Raw genomic sequence first — 15300 nt, 5'->3', positions numbered from 1 at the left:
TGGCGGGACTGAACTGCACCAAAAGCTCAATCATGGCGTGGCCCGCTGTTCGAGTTCTCGCAATTGAGAGGCGGTCATGGCCACCGCCAGTTCACGCCGGTCAATGCGCCCTTCCAGATGAAGACGCCAGGCCTGATCAGCGAAGCGTCGTTGCTCCAGGCGAATAATGGAGTCGATATGCCGACCCCATTCGGGATAAGGCATGCTGGCCAGCTTGGCGCGCAGCCCATCATCGAAGATGATGTATTCGCGCACGGCCTGGCGCTTGCCATCGGTGGTGCGCAGCAGCTTTTGCACGATGATGTATTGCAGAACGCTCAGTAGATCGTGGGCCGTAGCCTCGCGCATTTCCGAGGGCACCATGGTCAGGCACCGTGGAATGGCCTCTCCAGGCGAATGGATGTGCAAGGTGCTGAGATTGAAATGGCCCACCTGTCCGGCCAAAACGGCCGCCTGGAAGGTTTCCAAATCCCGCATTTCACCCACCCCGATGATCGACGGTGCCCGGCGAAGATCTGCCCGAATGCCTTCGGCATAGTTGGCAACGTCTCGACCTATCTGCAGTTGCGTCGAGGCCAATACATCCCCTGGACGCGCGAGAATGAATTCGATCGGGTCTTCGATCGTGGTCACCTTGCGGTCAGGATCGGTGTCCAGGCAAAAGCGGTAGATAGCGGCCGCCTGGGTACTTTTACCCGACCCCGTGATTCCACCAATGAGTCCTAGACCATTGGACGGCAACAACGCTTCGAACAGATCCTCTTCCAGCCCCATCTTTGTTAGATCCGGGATATCAGATGGAATGATCCGCATCGTCAGTGCGATGGTGGTGTCCAGTCGCCCAGCAGTGGCCTGCACAAAGTTGCAGCGAAAGCGTAATCGCTCGCCACGCTCCAGGCCGTAGCGCTGGTTGATGTCGCCATCCAGCTGTATGGCCCGGTCTACAGGCCGACCACCGCGTACCGTCGGCCGGATTTCAGGGCTGAACAGATCATCGAGGAGCTTGGACCACGTATCGTCAGCCAGCACAAACCGGCTGGCCTGGCGCAAGCGACCTTGATGCCCTACCACCAGGTGGTTACCGCCCTGGATGTGAATGTCGCTGGCTGACTGCCGTTCACACCAGACGAAAAAATCGCGCAAGGTGTCTGCATTCAGCCCGTCTTCAAAAGCGTAGGGGGCAAACTCCATTGTCTGGGCCGTCTGGGTCATGGCTGCACCTTGCGTATCACCGGATGCCACTGAGTTTTGTCGGGAACAAAGCCGGCGTTCTCCTTGAGGCTTCGTACGCGATCGCCGGTGGTCAGCTTCTGCCGATCCCCCGTCACGGTCTGCTGTTGATCCGTGACTACCGGCGCCGTGATGAACCCCTGGCGCAGTAACTGCGAGTACATCAGCATGCCCCGGTAATCTCGGGTCAGGCGGTTGAAATTGGCTTCAAGGGTCTGATCGGCACTTTGCCGCCCTTCACCCCAGCCCTGGCGGACCGCCGCTTGCCAAAGCGCCTTCTGCAAACGGTTTTCAGGTGTGACTGCCACGGTTTCATCAGGGCCCGACGATGACAGGCCCGCCATCAACCAGGTACGCCACGACGGTGGGTTACTGACGAACCGTTCGGGCACAATGATTTCGTAAACATGGCTTGCAGTGCGTATCTGCCGTGGCGTGATATGGGCCACGTCCACCGCCTCGTCGATGACTGGCGGTAGCCAGCCCTCACGGCTGATCAGGGTCCGAAAGTCATACAAGGTGTTGAGCCGTCCGATCTGCCCCTCCAATGCCTGGCGTAATTCCCACACGCGCTCAGCCTTACCGCCACGAAACCCTGTATTGCGTCCCGATTCCTCCAGCAGTTGTCGCCGCGATTCGGTCACGTCTGCTGACGGCGGGTCAGCGGGGACAAGATAGCTTTCCAGTGGCGCCGGCGTGTCGGCGGGTGTGGAAGGTGGCGTATGTCCACACCCTTGCAGGCCCTGCAACAGGACAAGCGTCAGAATTGATTTTTTCACTGACGCCCTCCCGCCTTCTTGGTAGGCTCCGCCTGCGCAAAGGCCAGGGTCAGTTGCCCTGGAAGCTGGGTCAGGGTCGCACGCCAGGCTGTTTGCATCTCGATCAGACGCAACAGATTCGCATAGGAGATTCCATTGACCTTGAGGTTCACCGGCAAGGGCAGGCGCACGCCGGTCCAGGCAAACGTCTGACCGCGCTGGCGGGCCAGATGGGACAGCAGCTCAATCGCGTCACCGCTCCAGTCAACCGCGACCAGGTCGCTCCGAGCACGGATAGCATCGGTCGGCAGGGTTGACCGGGTATTTATCGCACCTTCCATCCACAGCGTTTCTTGCTGTAACGCAACCCGATCAAGTACCGGCGCAGCTGTCGCAGAAGGCGTAGGAGCCGCCGGCGGCTTCTCACAAAAACTCTGGCAGCCAGACAGCAGCAATGCCGCCGCCGGCGCAGCCCAAAGGGAGTATTTCATCGATAGTCTCCTGACACCCCAAACCGGGCGCAGTCATTAACGGATAGCGAGGTGGGCCGGTGCAGCGCCCAATGCTTTGAGGCGGTCGTAGACGTTGCGCACTTGCTGCGCGTAATGCAGGCGCCGTTGCTCCTGGCGTTGCGAAGGGTCAAAGCCTGCGTTATACGAACCCAGGCAACGCCAGGTATTGCCGCACACACGAAGATGTTGAGCCAGTACCCAAGCCCCCGCCTGAACGTTAAAGCAGGCGTTGGTGAGCAGGTCCTCCGCTCGCGTGATCAGTCCCATCCTGACCAGCCGGTTAGCGTTGCGCGTGCTGATCTGCATGACGCCGTAGTCGGTGCTGAGCACTTTTCCAGACGAATCGCGGTTAAGGTTCACTGCACCAGGCTGCAGTTTACTTTCCTGTATGCCGATCGCTTGCAGTAGCACCGGATCAACTCCATAGCGCTGGCCAGCCTCCTGGAAGCAGAAAGCAGAGGCCTGCATCGGCGCCGACAATGCCAAAACCAGCCATAGGCAGCGCATGGCTAACCCCCAGCAACAGGCACAGGCCTGACGGGAGCTTTGACTGCGGGAGCCTGTGCTTTAGCGGTCGGTTTGACCTGTGCTGACACGGGAGCAAAGGAAGGAACAGCGCTGGTCTGGTGCAACCGGCTCTGCGCCTGGCTCACCGAAGAAGCGCTCTGTCGGATCAGCTCATCCACCCGTTCCCCCGCCGGTTCCTGTGCGAACTGGGCCGTCGGCTGGCTGCACCCTGACAGAGAGATGAGCAGCACGGAAAAAAGGAGTCTCTTTTGCATTGCGACCTCCTCAATGACTACCTTTTGGAGTCATCAACCATTTTTTGGATAGCCGCTTCCAGGAAGTTATCGATCAGGTAGCGAGCAAGTTCCGAGGGTGAAATCTGCCTGCTGCTGTTGGTTTCATAACTCACCCGTATCGCGGCTTTGTTGAGCGCCTCAACCCTGATCGGGCGGATATAAACGCTTGATGTCTTGGTGGTTGCTTCATCTTCAGATGACGCCATGGGAACTCCTAAGGGCTGTGAAGACGCAAAAAAACACCGCCTGGCTAAACCAGGCGGTGAAATGGGAAATCGTGGGAAGTGGTAAAGCCTAGGCGGCACGTACCCTCGAATAGCAAAGGGTTCCGTGGCGCCTGACAAGGCGCTCCAGCGCTGCGTCCTGGGCCAGGAGCGCAAGGAAAGCCGCTCTACGGGCAGCTTCAGATTTCATGTCGATGATCAGACGCAGCGTTTTTTCCAGCTCTGTCGGCAAATTACGAAACTCGATGCAATCAAGCGCACGGTTGGAACGAACCAAAGCCGCTGCCTTCAAGCCCTCTACTGTGCTGTCCTGCATGACACACGCTTGACCGCCGAACTCACACGTTTGACCGCCGAACTGAACAAACCCACGGGCGCCGTTCAACGCTGTGATGGTGGTGGTGTGCGTCACTTGGGGATCGAAGCGCAGCAGCAGATAGCCAGGAAACAAACGCACCACCTTCTCTGTCGATGAAGGGCGATCAGGACGTTTGCGGTAGGTAATGCTTTCGGGGGAATACACCTCCACACCCAATCGCTCGATCGACGTGATAAGTGACTGGTAAACGGAGGAATTGTGCATCAAAACACGCCAATTTTTCATAATCGGATCCTTTTGATCAGGCGCTCTTTCGAATTCCCAAACCGCTGAGCGCAGGGGCGAGTGGTGTGCTGATGGAAACCAGCTCCATCTGTGACTGGGCCAGGGATGGCCAGCAGGTGATGGATTTGTAGATAACAAAATAGAGCAAACAAAAGAAAAAGTAAATGTAAATCCATCTATTAGATGGTTTGTTTTCTTTTCCGTGAGCCAACCGCATGAAACCATGCGATTTTATGGGTAAAAAATGGACACGCTTCGAAGCTTCGTAGGAGCAAAAATCAAGGCTCTTCGTAAATTGTCAGGCATGAGCCAAGCAGCCCTTGCTGAAAAAATAGGCTGTGATGCGCCGCTTGTAGGTTGTTACGAAAGAGGAATTCACCTCCCCGGCGTTGAGCAGTTGATAAAAATCTCGATGGCTTTTGATGTAGCTCCTGGCGAACTGCTACCAGGCGGCCAAGACGTACTGAGGACGCGCCTGATATCGCTTAGACAGGCAATCGCTGACAAAGCAATAGAAGTTGATTCGCCAGAATCTCTAGAAGAGATTCTGGCATTCATGAATAAATTCACGACTTACAACAAGTCTGATGAAAAATAACAAGCCATATCAAACATCAGCCCAGGCCGTATTTACGTGAAATTTCCAATATTCGAAAACGTCGCTGGTAATTGAATTCAATTGCTTCGTGATCTATTGGAAAAATACCATTCGACAACAAAGAGGCGTACTTTTCGTCTAAGCGTATCAAGTCCATCAATTCTTTTATTTCGACTCTCACTTCATCTTCATCAATTATCATTATTTTCTCCAACACGGTGCACGCGGCATCAATTAAAGGTCAGAAAATCTATTTATCAGTTTTTGAAACTAGAACTCTTACCACCTTGATCAAACGCGCTGGCCACGACTAGCAAAACTGCTGATAAAACCAAGATCAGTACAACGCCATTTGTTGAGTGCGTTGGAGAACTTGAAACCAAGGATAACGCTCCAAGTGGAGCTAGGCCACCCGCTATAGCAGTTCCAATCTCACGACCAGTACCAACGCCCGATGACCTTGTATTAGCAGGAAACTGACGACTCAAGAAAGAGCCTTGTGGAGCGAACATCATAGGTGCAAGTACACCAGTTGCAAAACCAATAGCGACACAGATCCACAAGCTCTGCCCTGTCTCCAAGAGCTGCATGAAGGTGTACGCAAATATTGCAGACAGCGTCCCTCCAGCCATCAATACTTTTTTGCTGCTCCAGCGATCACACAAAGCGCCAAAACAAGGAACCGTGAAAATTGCTATTAGACTGGCAATGGTTACAGATAGCGACGTGGTATTTGCGGAGACTCCCTTATACAATGTGAGGTATGCGAGTGAAAAGGTTTTGAATATATAGCTTAATGCATTATACCCAATTGCAACAAGAAGCACGACAACAAGACCTTTAAAGTCTTTCTTAAGCAAAGTCAGCAAAGGTGCTTTTTCTATCCCTGTGTTCGACGTGACCTGTGATTTGTTGTCTTCACTGATCTTCTGGAACGCAATCGTTTCTGGAATGCTTCTGCGCACCCACAATCCAACCATGACAAGAACGATACTGGCTATAAATGGAATTCTCCACCCTCCAGAAAGCAAGAATGCTTCACCCTGCAGCGTCAGAAGATAGACCGTCAGCGACGATAGAAGCAGACCCAGGTTCAACCCTAGAGCGGGCCATGCGCCCTGGCTGCCGCGCTTGTTCTCGTCAGCATGCTCATACGCTGTGACAGCGGCTGCAGCGAGTTCCGCACCAGCGCCTAAACCTTGCAAGATTCGAATCAACACTAACGTTATGGGTGCCCAAATGCCGAGCGTGGCATAACCAGGAATGAGCCCAATGATTGTTGTGCAAACTCCCATTAGGCAAAAGGTAACCATCAACATTCGTTTACGGCCAAACTTATCTCCGAGGTGTCCAAAAAGAATACCTCCAAACGGTCGAGCTATAAAGCCGATTGCGAATGTAGAGAACGACAGTAGTGTCGCATTTTGCGGATCAGCAGGATTAAAGAAAACTTTAGAAAAAACAGTGGCAGCCATCAATGCATACAGATAAAAATCATACCACTCCAGCATTGAGCCGACGATTGTTGCGGCGGCAACCTTCCGCAAACGAATTTTACGCTCGGCTGTAGTTTCATCTGGCATCAGTTTACTTTTTTCACTCATGGTTGTATCCATACTATTATAATTTATATTAACGGCACTGCTTAAACTACAGAGCCTTCTAGTTTTGCCACTATCATTTCTGCTATGGGAATCGCCGACGTAGCTGCCGGTGATGGTGCATTACACACGTGCAGCATTCTAGAGGTTTGGACAAACAGAAAGTCATGTACAAACCCTCCGTTTTTTGTGACCGCCTGCGCGCGTATTCCTGCGTCCGATGGCTGTAAGTCTTCAAGTCTGAGAGAGGGGTAATATTGACGGCATTGTTCTAAGTAGCTTTTCTTACAGGCCGAATTTTTAATCTCGCTAACTCCGGAGCGTAAATTTTTACCAAGAAGCTTCCAAAAGCCAGGATACATGCTGTATTCCAAAACATCGCGAGCATTGAACGCATGTTTTTTGTAACCCTCGCGAGAAAAACCAAGCACAGCATTGGGTCCAACCGTAACCCCTCCGTCAATCATACGAGTTAGATGAATGCCGAGAAATGGAAGCCCTGCTTCTGGCACTGGGTAGATCAGGTGATTTATACTGTTGTTTTTTTCTGACGGTAAGCGAAAATATTCACCACGAAAAGGTATAATCTGAAAATCGACATCCAGTCCGGCCATTCCAGCTAAACGATCAGACTGTAAACCCGCGCAAACCACTAATTTTTTAGCCTTCCAGGATAGCGCTTCTGATGACACCGATACATGGCTCTCATGCTCCTGAATTGCGACTATAGTTTGACCTAATGCTATTTCCCCACCGGCTTTGGCTATCACACCAGCCATCACATCTGATACGAGGCGATAATCCACAATACCGCTGCTGTCTACAAACAGTGCGCCCAGACCTGTGATATTGGGTTCGCGTTGCATTAGCGCCCTAGCTTCAAGTCGTTCAACGTTGAGCCCATTCTGTCTGGCTCGCGCTTCAAGGTTGCTGAGCGAGGCAAGCTGTCGAGGATTAGATGCCACAAGCATTTTCCCGCAAACCTCATACGGGATCTTGTGTTCTGTACAGAAGGCTTTTGTCAGCTCTGCCCCACGCTTGCACAGTACGGCCTTCAAACTGCCAGGATCGTAGTAGACCCCAGCATGGATGACCCCGCTGTTATGGCCAGTTTGGTGCTTTGCTATCGCTGCCTCTTTTTCCACGAGTACCAACGAAGCGCCTGGATGCGCCCTAAGCAGTTGCATGGCTGTGGCCAGCCCCACTATCCCACCCCCAATCACACAGAAATCGTAGATCATAGAAATCCTTTTAAATGTCAGGTTGTCTGACAACATGATGAGCGATATTTGTACTCATGGATGCCCACTAATCCGCCAGATCGATATTGAGCCGTAGCGCGGCAGCCTTGAGATGCATGCGGGCACAACGAGCGGCTTCTGACGAATTTCGTTTTGTCATTGCGTCGTAAATTTCACGATGCTCTCGGATGGCACCGCTTGGGCCTATTGCAAGTTTTGAAGAGTTTTCCCAAGCCATGAAACGGGCCTGGACTAACTGGCTGCCTAAAAACTCGTGGAATGCAGTCAGATATTCGTTCTTGCATGCGGCTACGATGGCACTATGAAATTCAACATCCGCCTTGGAGGAAACCTCGAAATTGCTCGTATTACTCTCCATCAACGACATGGCTTCAGACAGTCGTTCCAAATCGGCATCTGTATGCCGCTGCGCAGCAACAGACGCTGCCTGGATTTCAATCCATGACCGCAACTCAAACAATTTTGCCAAATCCGCTGAATGGCTCTCGTTGCTTGGCAGCCGAAAAACCGTTCCACCGGGAGTCTGAGAAACAAAGGAGCCACTGCCGCGACGAATCACTGTCACCGCCACTGTAAAAATGACCCCCTAACGCCAACCTAGAATTGACCCCCCTGGGTAAAACTGGCGGCTTTGAGCTGCCAATATGTTGACCCAGGAGCAGTCTGTGGAAATTAAAGTGTTGGCCCGTCAGGGCCATGGCATCAAATTCATCGCCCGTGAGCTGGGTATTTCGCGTAACACCGTGCGCAAGTACCTGCGAAAGGCCCGGTCGCTACCCAGTGACAAGGTGAGACCCGCACGTCCGTGCAAAATCGACCCCTTCAAGGACTACCTGCACGAGCGTATTGAGGCGGCGCGCCCACACTGGATTCCGGCGACCGTCCTGCTGCGTGAGATCACGGCATTGGGGTACAGCGGCGGCGTCAGTCGTCTGAAGGCTTATATTCGCCCCTTCAAACGTAAGGCAGAAGAGCCGGTGGTACGTTTCGAGACACTGCCCGGCAAGCAGATACAGGTGGACTTCACCACCATTCGACGAGGCCGTCAGCCGCTTAAGGCGTTCGTGGCGACACTTGGTTTTAGTCGAGCAAGCTTTGTCCGTTTCTCCGAGCGAGAGGACAGCGAAGCCTGGCTGACAGGGCTTCGGGAGGCGTTCGCTTACTTTGGCGGCGTGCCCGAGCAGGCATTGTTTGATAACGCCGGAACCATCATCACCGAGCGAGATGCTTTTGGGGAGGGCCAGCACCGTTGGCATCCCCGATTGGCTGCGCTGGCCGATGAGTTTGGTTTTATTCCCAAGGTCTGCCGCCCTTACCGTGCCCAGACCAAGGGCAAGGTTGAGCGCTTCAACGGGTATCTGAAGGGCAGTTTCATTACCCCGTTGGCCGCTACGCTCAAGAGTGCGGGTCTGACGCTGGATGTGGTGACGGCCAACGCACATATCGGCCAATGGCTCGACGAAGTCGCTCATCAGCGGATTCACGGCACGACGGGTGTTCAACCGGCGGTACGTCTGGCCCAAGAGCAGCAGGTACTATTACCACTGCCAACACAGAGCCTGCGCCCACAACCCGCCCAAGGCCTACGCCTGGGACGGGTCCTGCCGTACGAGAGCTTGCAGCATCCGCTGTCGGTTTATGAGCAACTGCTGGAGGTGAGAGCATGAACCTTCAACATGCTCGCCTGACAGAACTATGCAAGGGGCTAAAGCTTGAGCGCGTCGGGGTGGACTGGCCGCACCTGGCCCAACAAGCAGCAAGCGGCGAAGACAGCTTTGCCGACTTCCTCGAAAAGCTGCTGGCTGCCGAGACCGATGCCCGAAGTGAACGCTCTCGACAGGCCCTGCTGAAAACTGCCGCGCTGCCCGCTGTGAAAACGCTGGAGCAATACGACTTCGCGTTTGCCACCGGCGTCCCCCGGGCACAGCTCCAGGAGCTGGCAGCACTGAGTTTTGTTGGACGTGCCGAGAACATCGTGTTCCTGGGGCCTAGTGGTGTAGGCAAGAGCCACCTGGCTATCGCCCTGGCCTACCGGGCAGTGATGGCCGGTATCAAAACCCGCTTCGTCACGGCGGCTGACTTGATGCTGCAACTGACCGCTGCGCACCGCCAGGAACGGCTCAAGGAATACTTCAGTCGTGTGGTGATGGCCCCTGGGTTGTTGGTCATCGATGAAATCGGCTACCTGCCGTTTGGTCGTGATGAAGCCAACCTGTTCTTCAATGTTGTCGCCAAGCGCTACGAGCAAGGCAGCCTGATCCTCACGAGTAACTTGCCGTTTACCCAGTGGGCCGGAACCTTTGCGGATGATCAAACACTGACAGCGGCCATGCTGGACAGGCTGTTACATCATGCCCATATCGTGCAGATGACAGGTGAAAGCTATCGACTCAAGGACAAGCGCAAAGCAGGAACCAAATCTTCTCGGGCCGAACCGGCTCGAAAATATGAACCCGAGGGGGGTCAAAACTAAGTTGGCGATTTAGCACGGAAGGGGGTCACTTTTTAGTTGGCGTTGACAAATCACTAGCACGCCATCAGCTTTCAGCTGCGAAATGGCCTCACGTACCACGGACCGGCTCACACTGAATTGATCAGCTAACTCATGCTCTGTCGGCATCTTCGACTCTGCTGGGAGCCGTCCGCTCACAATCTCTCTGCGGATCGCAGAGACGACACCTTCGACGAGGGAGTGAGGACGTGGAAAGCTAAGCATAAAGTTTATGTCCTATTGTCAGACAATCAGGCTAATAAACTTTGGATCCAGTTGCGATTTTTGCCGACGAATGGCTGCTGTAGTTAGCATGCTTGGTATCGAACTGCCGTGACAGAACGGATTCCACTAGCTCCGACGATACGGTTTTCTCGCCAATCAGGTAGCCGGCATCCGAGGAAAGGATTGGCAAATCCTTGTCAGTGAGATCCAAATAGGCAGGAGGTAGCTGGCGTACCCCCATAAGCGGTGACTCTCAATTCAGCTGAAATTCCACCTTCTCAAGACACGGTCGTACATTTTGAATGTAGGTCCTGGCCATTTCTGGCGGCTCGCCTCAACCAACGAACGGCTTTGGAGGCTGGTAATCATCATCGGGGACGTCATCCATCGGGTCATGCCGAGCTGGGGAATGGGTACTCACCTCCGGCTCGTCGTAGCCGTAATACTGACGGTGATCCTTCTCGATCACGTCATAGCGCGCCATCTGCTCTGGATCGGTCACCTGGAACACATACTGACTTCCGCGATGGTTGACGCCACATCCCGCATCAAGCACTTGGTCAACGAACTGGTCATCACCAATGATCCTCACAGCGTCACCGCTTTTCGTAGATACCAGGTTGGCGGCCAGCCGATAGTTGTCCAGCTCATCGTCGTCATTGAACCCCGGTTTTACGTGGACGAAATCGCCACGGTCGATCACACCCGCCCTGCCATCGCGCAAATATTCGACAGTGCCGTCACGATGCAAATGTGACGTGTAAGAGCGCAGGTGATAGACAGCAGAGTCATCTGCCTGGCCGCACTGGATCAGACGATCAAGACCACCATCCGGAGTGCGCCCCTTACGCTTTTCTCGATATACAAAACCACGCAGTTGACTGACAGCCGCAACGTCTCCTCTAAGAGCTTGCTGCTCGACCCAGGGACGGTATGCAAGCGGACGAAGCAAGCCCTTTTCGGCAAGCGCTTGCCGCTCGTCACGAAGCTCGATGCGCAACTCAGCCATGGCTTTCATCCGGTCGAACTCGGCAACTCGATACAGCAACTTGCGAAGCAAAGGATCGTGCTGAGAGCGTTTGACGTCCGCCTTCATTGCCTGGTACCGAGCAGCCACTTGCTGGTATCGATCCTTGACATGAAGATCAGGTTTTTCCCATCCTTCACGATAGCGTTTGTAGCGCATTTTTAAGTCCAGCCGAGCCTCAGCTCTCGCCTGCCGGCGATCGAAACGCACGTCTTTATCTCGGAGTTCAAATTCAGGCTGGTAAGAGGAAAAAATACCATAGCTCCACTCTTCATGTTCGAAGGTGGGGGGCCCTTCAAACGCACCTATGTGGGCTTCCAGTCGAAACTTGGTCAGCGTCGGATGAACCGAAGAAGCCTTGACCACAGGACCCTCGGGGCGCAGGAAATCATAGATCACCAAACCTTCGCCTTGCTCCCTCAATCCCAAGCCACGTTCATGTAGGGCCAGATGGATTTGACGCCAGGCAATCTCTCGCGATTCGATAAGCTCAGATATCTTTTCGCGCACCTCACGCACGGCGTAATGATAGAGACTCTCGGTGTTTGAATAGACCTGCAATGGCACAGTACCTTGCGGAGCGCTGCCATATCGGAAAGGTGCGCGGACCAATTGGTCGTTGACGCCCCACTGCCAGCTTCCATTATCCTGAATGAATCCGTATTTGCGTTCGAGAACGCGGCAGCTTTTCTGCAAAGTGTCAGCATCATTCCACAAGGCGGCGGCTTTGTAGGTAATGGGATTGACTCGGTTCACCGCCACATGACAGTGCGTATTGTCTGTGTCTTGGTGAATAGCGGTGACGTACTGATGCCCTTCCATGCCCAGCTGACGAATGCAGTGTTCGGCGCATTCGAATATCTGCGCATCAGTAGGCAGTTCGTTTTCGCGCCACGACAAGATGAAGTGATAGACCGGGTCCTGGCAGCGACGACTTTGGGCGGCAACCATGTTCATTTCCGCGGCCGATGTCTCCCAGGAGAAGCAGTTTGTCTCGCAAGAAATGCCCCCACTGATCAAGCGCTGACGGCCATCGGGGAACACGTCGGTGATCACGACGGCACGGTCGTCTCCATCATTTCGATCCGCATAATCGACAAGCCGATCAAACATCGCCTTCTTGGTGCGCGAAGCATTCTGGCGAGGCGCAGCGCTGACTAGATCATCATCTTTGGGCTTGTCACCACGGTCGCTGATATAGCTCACCAGCCGGTTAAAGCTGGAGCCCTTATCGCCGCGTTTCGGGGGGATGATGACGTTCATGGCTGATTGGCTACTTGATGCGAGTCTGGGACAGATCGATGGCATTGACGGCATTTCGGATGGCGACCAACACGTCAGAAAATTGCTTGCTAAGATCAGTTGTCATGCTGTCCTGCATCTGGTTGAACAAATGCTTTTGCAAGCCACCCAGCTGTAGCAACGCGGCCATTAGCTTCTTGTCAGTCGGTGTCTTGATTTTGCGATTCAGCGCAGCACGACGCATCAGATCTGAAACAGATATCTCGGCAGCCAGCGCTTTTTCGCGAATCAAGGCCGCATCCTCTTCAGTGCAACGAATTTCGATCCTCACCGTTGCTTGACGCGCTGTGCTTTTCGACATGCTCTAACTCAACCTTAACTAACTGAATGACGCTGTCGGGGTGTCGGGGCGGAGCCCTGATCCGGGTTTTGTCGGATGGACCGCGTGCGGGCCGTCCGTACAAAACATTTCCGGTCAATATCTTAGACCATCTTTACACCTTTTAAATACCATATTACCCTAAAGCGGGCAAGAGCGCTGCGGGGGTGGTTGGGGCCCGAAATTCGAGCAGGCTCTCCAGACCTTTGAAAAGCGCAGGACACGTAAGGGGCTGATTTTCATGGCAAAGACAAGGCTGTACACCCAGCATGATCTGGCTGCGGCCCGTGAGTTTCTGGACGGCCTCCCCTCGCTGAAGGTGGACAAGTTCCAGCGCTTTGGGCCTGAAGCGTCAGTCAGCGAAAAACTGTACGCGGCCCTGCACGATGAAGACTTTACCCTCACGGATATTTTGCACTTCCTGGAAAAGCATGGATTCAGCTCGACGGTAGACAAACTGCGCACGATGCGTAGAGTGATGTTCACGCTTGACATTGATCAGCCGGAATCCCGTGACCCATCACGGTGTATTGATATCAGCAGAATGCGGGTGCATACGTGGATAAAAAGAAAAAAATCACGCTAGATCAGGTAGAGGTCGCCAGGCAAGCTCTTGCGGCTTTGCCGGACCTCAGTCAGGACAGAATGTCGAAAGGTCAATTTCTGAGCGCGCTTGCGGATAGATTTCACACGTTGTCTCAAGAAAAGGGATACTCACTGCTGGCCATACAAGAAGCCCTCAGAACAATTGGTGTGAGAACATCCCCTGCACGTATTGCGTTGCTGGTAACTGAATACGCCAGACGGTCAAAAAAACGAGAACACAGCTCAAAGCACTAACTTAATGTAGAGTAACCCATCAGTACATCAGGATACCCAGCCTATGGCCAAGCAGAAAACATTCACCCAACAAGACCTAGAAGCCGCCCGTCAAAAACTGGCCGATCTGCCAGACCTGAGCAAGGACAAAATGAGCCAGGCCGAAGTGCTACAGTCGCTCAAAGAACAAATCGTTGAGCTGTGTTCGGCCAAGGGTTACTCCGTCTCGGAGGTTAAACAGGCTCTCGCTGATGTTGGTCTGAACGTGAGTGTTCGGGAAATTACCGACCTGACCACTAAGCGCAAACGCGCTGCACCTCGGGCGAAGCCTCAGGTTGCCTGAGCGCTCAAAACCAGCCAACAAAAAAGCCCCACATCGAGGGGCTTTTTTGTTCCAAGGCAACCGTCTTCAATCCGTGTAAAGATAATCAGCAAGATCGATTTTTTCCGATTGACCATCCATACCGGTGACAACAAAGGTACACGCGCTGTCTGGTTCGCCGTCAGCGATACGTGCCTGGAAGAAACGCTGTGCTACATCAAGGGCGGCTTCTTTATGTGCGCCTACCGATTCTGTGTAGATGGTCCAGGTGACTACATAGCCGTTCATTATCTTCATCCTTACGTTGATGTGGATTTATCAGAGTTGGGCGCCGACAACGCCCAGTTAGGTTGAGTTAAGCGGCTTTTCTGTGCTCACCCATAGCCTGCGCAAGCACCCACAAGGCCCGGTTCAGTTTCACGTCCTGATCAATCCCATTGACCGCTCGCGTGGTCGTGCGTCGGCCTTGCTTGTTACGCCCGGTCAAACCGCCTTTGATGGTGTTTTCCTGGACTCGATTGAAGGTGGTCCAAAGGTCGCTGCTACGGTCCTCCCGACGGCGTGGCATGAGCAACTGGGACGGGGTAACAGGCGCAGGTCCTTCTGCCGGATCGTAGCGATACGCCAAGGCAGCCAATGCAAAGGCCTCTTGCTCGTCCTGGTCTAATTGTTGATGCTTCATGTCAGCGGTGATGTGGTCGATCTGTTCGAAATGCTTCAACACTTCGAAGGCGCCTTCGATCACGTCATGCACCACATCACCACGGCCGCTATGGCGCACTTTCTGGTCAGCAGCAACGTCCCCCAGTACCAGTCCGTTTGCACACACGAAACGGAATTTGCCTCCAATCATCTGATAGCTGCTGCTGCCATCGTGGCTGTTGAGCAGGATGACTTCGTTGGCTTCCTGGTCCAGGATCTGGCTCGCATGGCGCAGGCGCAGCATGTGCTTGGTGTGCTCACGTTTGCCCTGGTCACGCACGCGTGTCTGACAGGCCATGAATGGTTCAAATCCTTCGGCGCGCAGCGCATCAAGTACCTGCACGGTCGGGATATACAGATAACGTGCCGACCTGCTGTCGTGCGCTTCTTCGGCGAAGATGGAAGGCACATAGTGGGCGATCTGATCGTTGCTCAGTGGGACGTCACTGCGGATCATGCATGGGTTACGGAAGTTGCTGGACATACGCATATTTTTTCTCC

Annotated in this window: 19 protein-coding genes and 1 pseudogene; 5 read left to right on the top strand and 15 right to left on the bottom strand. The window is 53.7% G+C overall.

Going from position 1 to position 15300, the window contains the following annotated elements:
* Nucleotides 1–30: 30 nt before the first annotated feature.
* The 6 genes from traJ to PSPTO_RS29300 all read right to left on the bottom strand — a co-directional run bounded on the left by traJ (nucleotide 31) and on the right by PSPTO_RS29300 (nucleotide 4131).
* Entirely contained in the window at nucleotides 31–1212 is a 1182-nt protein-coding gene (gene traJ / locus PSPTO_RS29325) for a plasmid transfer ATPase TraJ (RefSeq protein WP_011106982.1), read from the bottom strand.
* On the bottom strand, nucleotides 1209–2009 hold the full coding sequence (locus PSPTO_RS29320; protein ID WP_011106981.1) for a type IV secretion system DotC family protein: 801 nt from the start codon (nucleotides 2007–2009) through the stop codon (nucleotides 1209–1211). Before PSPTO_RS29320 ends, traJ begins: the two co-directional genes overlap by 4 nt.
* The gene (locus PSPTO_RS29315) at nucleotides 2006–2479 is read right to left on the bottom strand and encodes a DotD/TraH family lipoprotein (protein ID WP_011106980.1); all 474 of its coding nucleotides are present in this window, start codon (nucleotides 2477–2479) and stop codon (nucleotides 2006–2008) included. The genes PSPTO_RS29320 and PSPTO_RS29315 overlap by 4 nt, the downstream gene beginning before the upstream one ends.
* Nucleotides 2480–2515: 36 nt before the next feature.
* Nucleotides 2516–3007: a lytic transglycosylase domain-containing protein gene (locus PSPTO_RS29310; protein WP_010209157.1), complete on the bottom strand. Its 492-nt coding sequence runs from the start codon at nucleotides 3005–3007 to the stop codon at nucleotides 2516–2518.
* A 292-nt stretch (nucleotides 3008–3299) separates the two neighbouring features.
* A complete protein-coding gene (locus PSPTO_RS29305; RefSeq protein WP_003344343.1) occupies nucleotides 3300–3509 on the bottom strand; it encodes a hypothetical protein in 210 nt (69 codons plus the stop codon).
* 88 nt (nucleotides 3510–3597) lie between these two features.
* A complete protein-coding gene (locus tag PSPTO_RS29300; protein WP_011106978.1) occupies nucleotides 3598–4131 on the bottom strand; it encodes a transcription termination/antitermination NusG family protein in 534 nt (177 codons plus the stop codon).
* A 244-nt stretch (nucleotides 4132–4375) separates the two neighbouring features.
* Here PSPTO_RS29300 and PSPTO_RS29295 point away from each other — a divergent pair, with 244 nt between their 5' ends.
* Nucleotides 4376–4729, top strand: coding sequence for a helix-turn-helix domain-containing protein (locus tag PSPTO_RS29295; RefSeq protein ID WP_003319387.1), 354 nt, complete (start codon nucleotides 4376–4378; stop codon nucleotides 4727–4729).
* Nucleotides 4730–4745: 16 nt separating this feature from the next.
* Here PSPTO_RS29295 and PSPTO_RS29290 read toward each other — a convergent pair whose 3' ends face one another.
* The 4 genes from PSPTO_RS29290 to PSPTO_RS29275 all read right to left on the bottom strand — a co-directional run bounded on the left by PSPTO_RS29290 (nucleotide 4746) and on the right by PSPTO_RS29275 (nucleotide 8151).
* Nucleotides 4746–4931 carry a hypothetical protein gene (locus tag PSPTO_RS29290; RefSeq protein WP_011106977.1) on the bottom strand — a complete coding sequence of 62 codons (186 nt, stop codon included), beginning with the start codon at nucleotides 4929–4931 and terminating at the stop codon, nucleotides 4746–4748.
* Nucleotides 4932–4986: 55 nt separating this feature from the next.
* Complete coding sequence (locus PSPTO_RS29285; RefSeq protein WP_011106976.1) at nucleotides 4987–6333, bottom strand: MFS transporter; 1347 nt, start codon at nucleotides 6331–6333, stop codon at nucleotides 4987–4989.
* 41 nt (nucleotides 6334–6374) lie between these two features.
* Nucleotides 6375–7571 carry an L-2-hydroxyglutarate oxidase gene (gene lhgO, locus PSPTO_RS29280; RefSeq protein ID WP_011106975.1) on the bottom strand — a complete coding sequence of 399 codons (1197 nt, stop codon included), beginning with the start codon at nucleotides 7569–7571 and terminating at the stop codon, nucleotides 6375–6377.
* Nucleotides 7572–7638: 67 nt separating this feature from the next.
* A complete protein-coding gene (locus PSPTO_RS29275) occupies nucleotides 7639–8151 on the bottom strand; it encodes a FadR/GntR family transcriptional regulator (RefSeq protein WP_226992716.1) in 513 nt (170 codons plus the stop codon).
* An 85-nt stretch (nucleotides 8152–8236) separates the two neighbouring features.
* Here PSPTO_RS29275 and istA point away from each other — a divergent pair, with 85 nt between their 5' ends.
* Both istA and istB read left to right on the top strand, forming a co-directional pair.
* The gene (istA, locus tag PSPTO_RS29270; protein ID WP_002551322.1) at nucleotides 8237–9259 is read left to right on the top strand and encodes an IS21-like element ISPsy4 family transposase; all 1023 of its coding nucleotides are present in this window, start codon (nucleotides 8237–8239) and stop codon (nucleotides 9257–9259) included.
* A complete protein-coding gene (istB, locus tag PSPTO_RS29265) occupies nucleotides 9256–10065 on the top strand; it encodes an IS21-like element ISPsy4 family helper ATPase IstB (RefSeq protein ID WP_005741073.1) in 810 nt (269 codons plus the stop codon). The genes istA and istB overlap by 4 nt, the downstream gene beginning before the upstream one ends.
* 48 nt (nucleotides 10066–10113) lie before the next feature.
* On the opposite strand, the pseudogene PSPTO_RS29260 reads toward istB, so the two are convergent.
* The 3 genes and pseudogenes from PSPTO_RS29260 to mobA all read right to left on the bottom strand — a co-directional run.
* A pseudogene (locus PSPTO_RS29260) lies at nucleotides 10114–10308 on the bottom strand (FadR/GntR family transcriptional regulator); the annotation flags it as partial.
* A gap of 334 nt (nucleotides 10309–10642) precedes the next feature.
* Nucleotides 10643–12598, bottom strand: a complete 1956-nt coding sequence (gene traI, locus PSPTO_RS29255; RefSeq protein ID WP_011106973.1) for a TraI/MobA(P) family conjugative relaxase — start codon at nucleotides 12596–12598, stop codon at nucleotides 10643–10645.
* Nucleotides 12599–12608: 10 nt separating this feature from the next.
* Nucleotides 12609–12938 (bottom strand): plasmid mobilization protein MobA, encoded by a 330-nt coding sequence (mobA, locus tag PSPTO_RS29250; RefSeq protein WP_003344297.1) that lies wholly within the window; start codon nucleotides 12936–12938, stop codon nucleotides 12609–12611.
* Nucleotides 12939–13197: 259 nt separating this feature from the next.
* On the opposite strand from mobA, the gene PSPTO_RS29245 reads away from it, so the two are divergent.
* Together PSPTO_RS29245 and PSPTO_RS29240 are read left to right on the top strand one after the other, a co-directional pair.
* Nucleotides 13198–13542 carry a hypothetical protein gene (locus PSPTO_RS29245; RefSeq protein ID WP_005622131.1) on the top strand — a complete coding sequence of 115 codons (345 nt, stop codon included), beginning with the start codon at nucleotides 13198–13200 and terminating at the stop codon, nucleotides 13540–13542.
* 297 nt (nucleotides 13543–13839) lie between these two features.
* On the top strand, nucleotides 13840–14118 hold the full coding sequence (locus PSPTO_RS29240; protein WP_004661031.1) for a mobilization protein: 279 nt from the start codon (nucleotides 13840–13842) through the stop codon (nucleotides 14116–14118).
* Between the two features lie 66 nt (nucleotides 14119–14184).
* Here PSPTO_RS29240 and PSPTO_RS29235 read toward each other — a convergent pair whose 3' ends face one another.
* Both PSPTO_RS29235 and PSPTO_RS29230 read right to left on the bottom strand, forming a co-directional pair.
* Nucleotides 14185–14385, bottom strand: a complete 201-nt coding sequence (locus tag PSPTO_RS29235; protein WP_004666908.1) for a hypothetical protein — start codon at nucleotides 14383–14385, stop codon at nucleotides 14185–14187.
* A 67-nt stretch (nucleotides 14386–14452) separates the two neighbouring features.
* A complete protein-coding gene (locus PSPTO_RS29230; protein ID WP_011106971.1) occupies nucleotides 14453–15289 on the bottom strand; it encodes a DUF932 domain-containing protein in 837 nt (278 codons plus the stop codon).
* Between the last annotated feature and the right edge of the window lie 11 nt (nucleotides 15290–15300).

The sequence above is a fragment of the Pseudomonas syringae pv. tomato str. DC3000 genome (genome assembly GCF_000007805.1).
Taxonomy (GTDB): domain Bacteria; phylum Pseudomonadota; class Gammaproteobacteria; order Pseudomonadales; family Pseudomonadaceae; genus Aquipseudomonas; species Aquipseudomonas avellanae.
The sequence above is the reverse complement of the archived record's forward strand: the minus strand, read 5'-3'. Positions and strand labels throughout refer to the sequence as shown.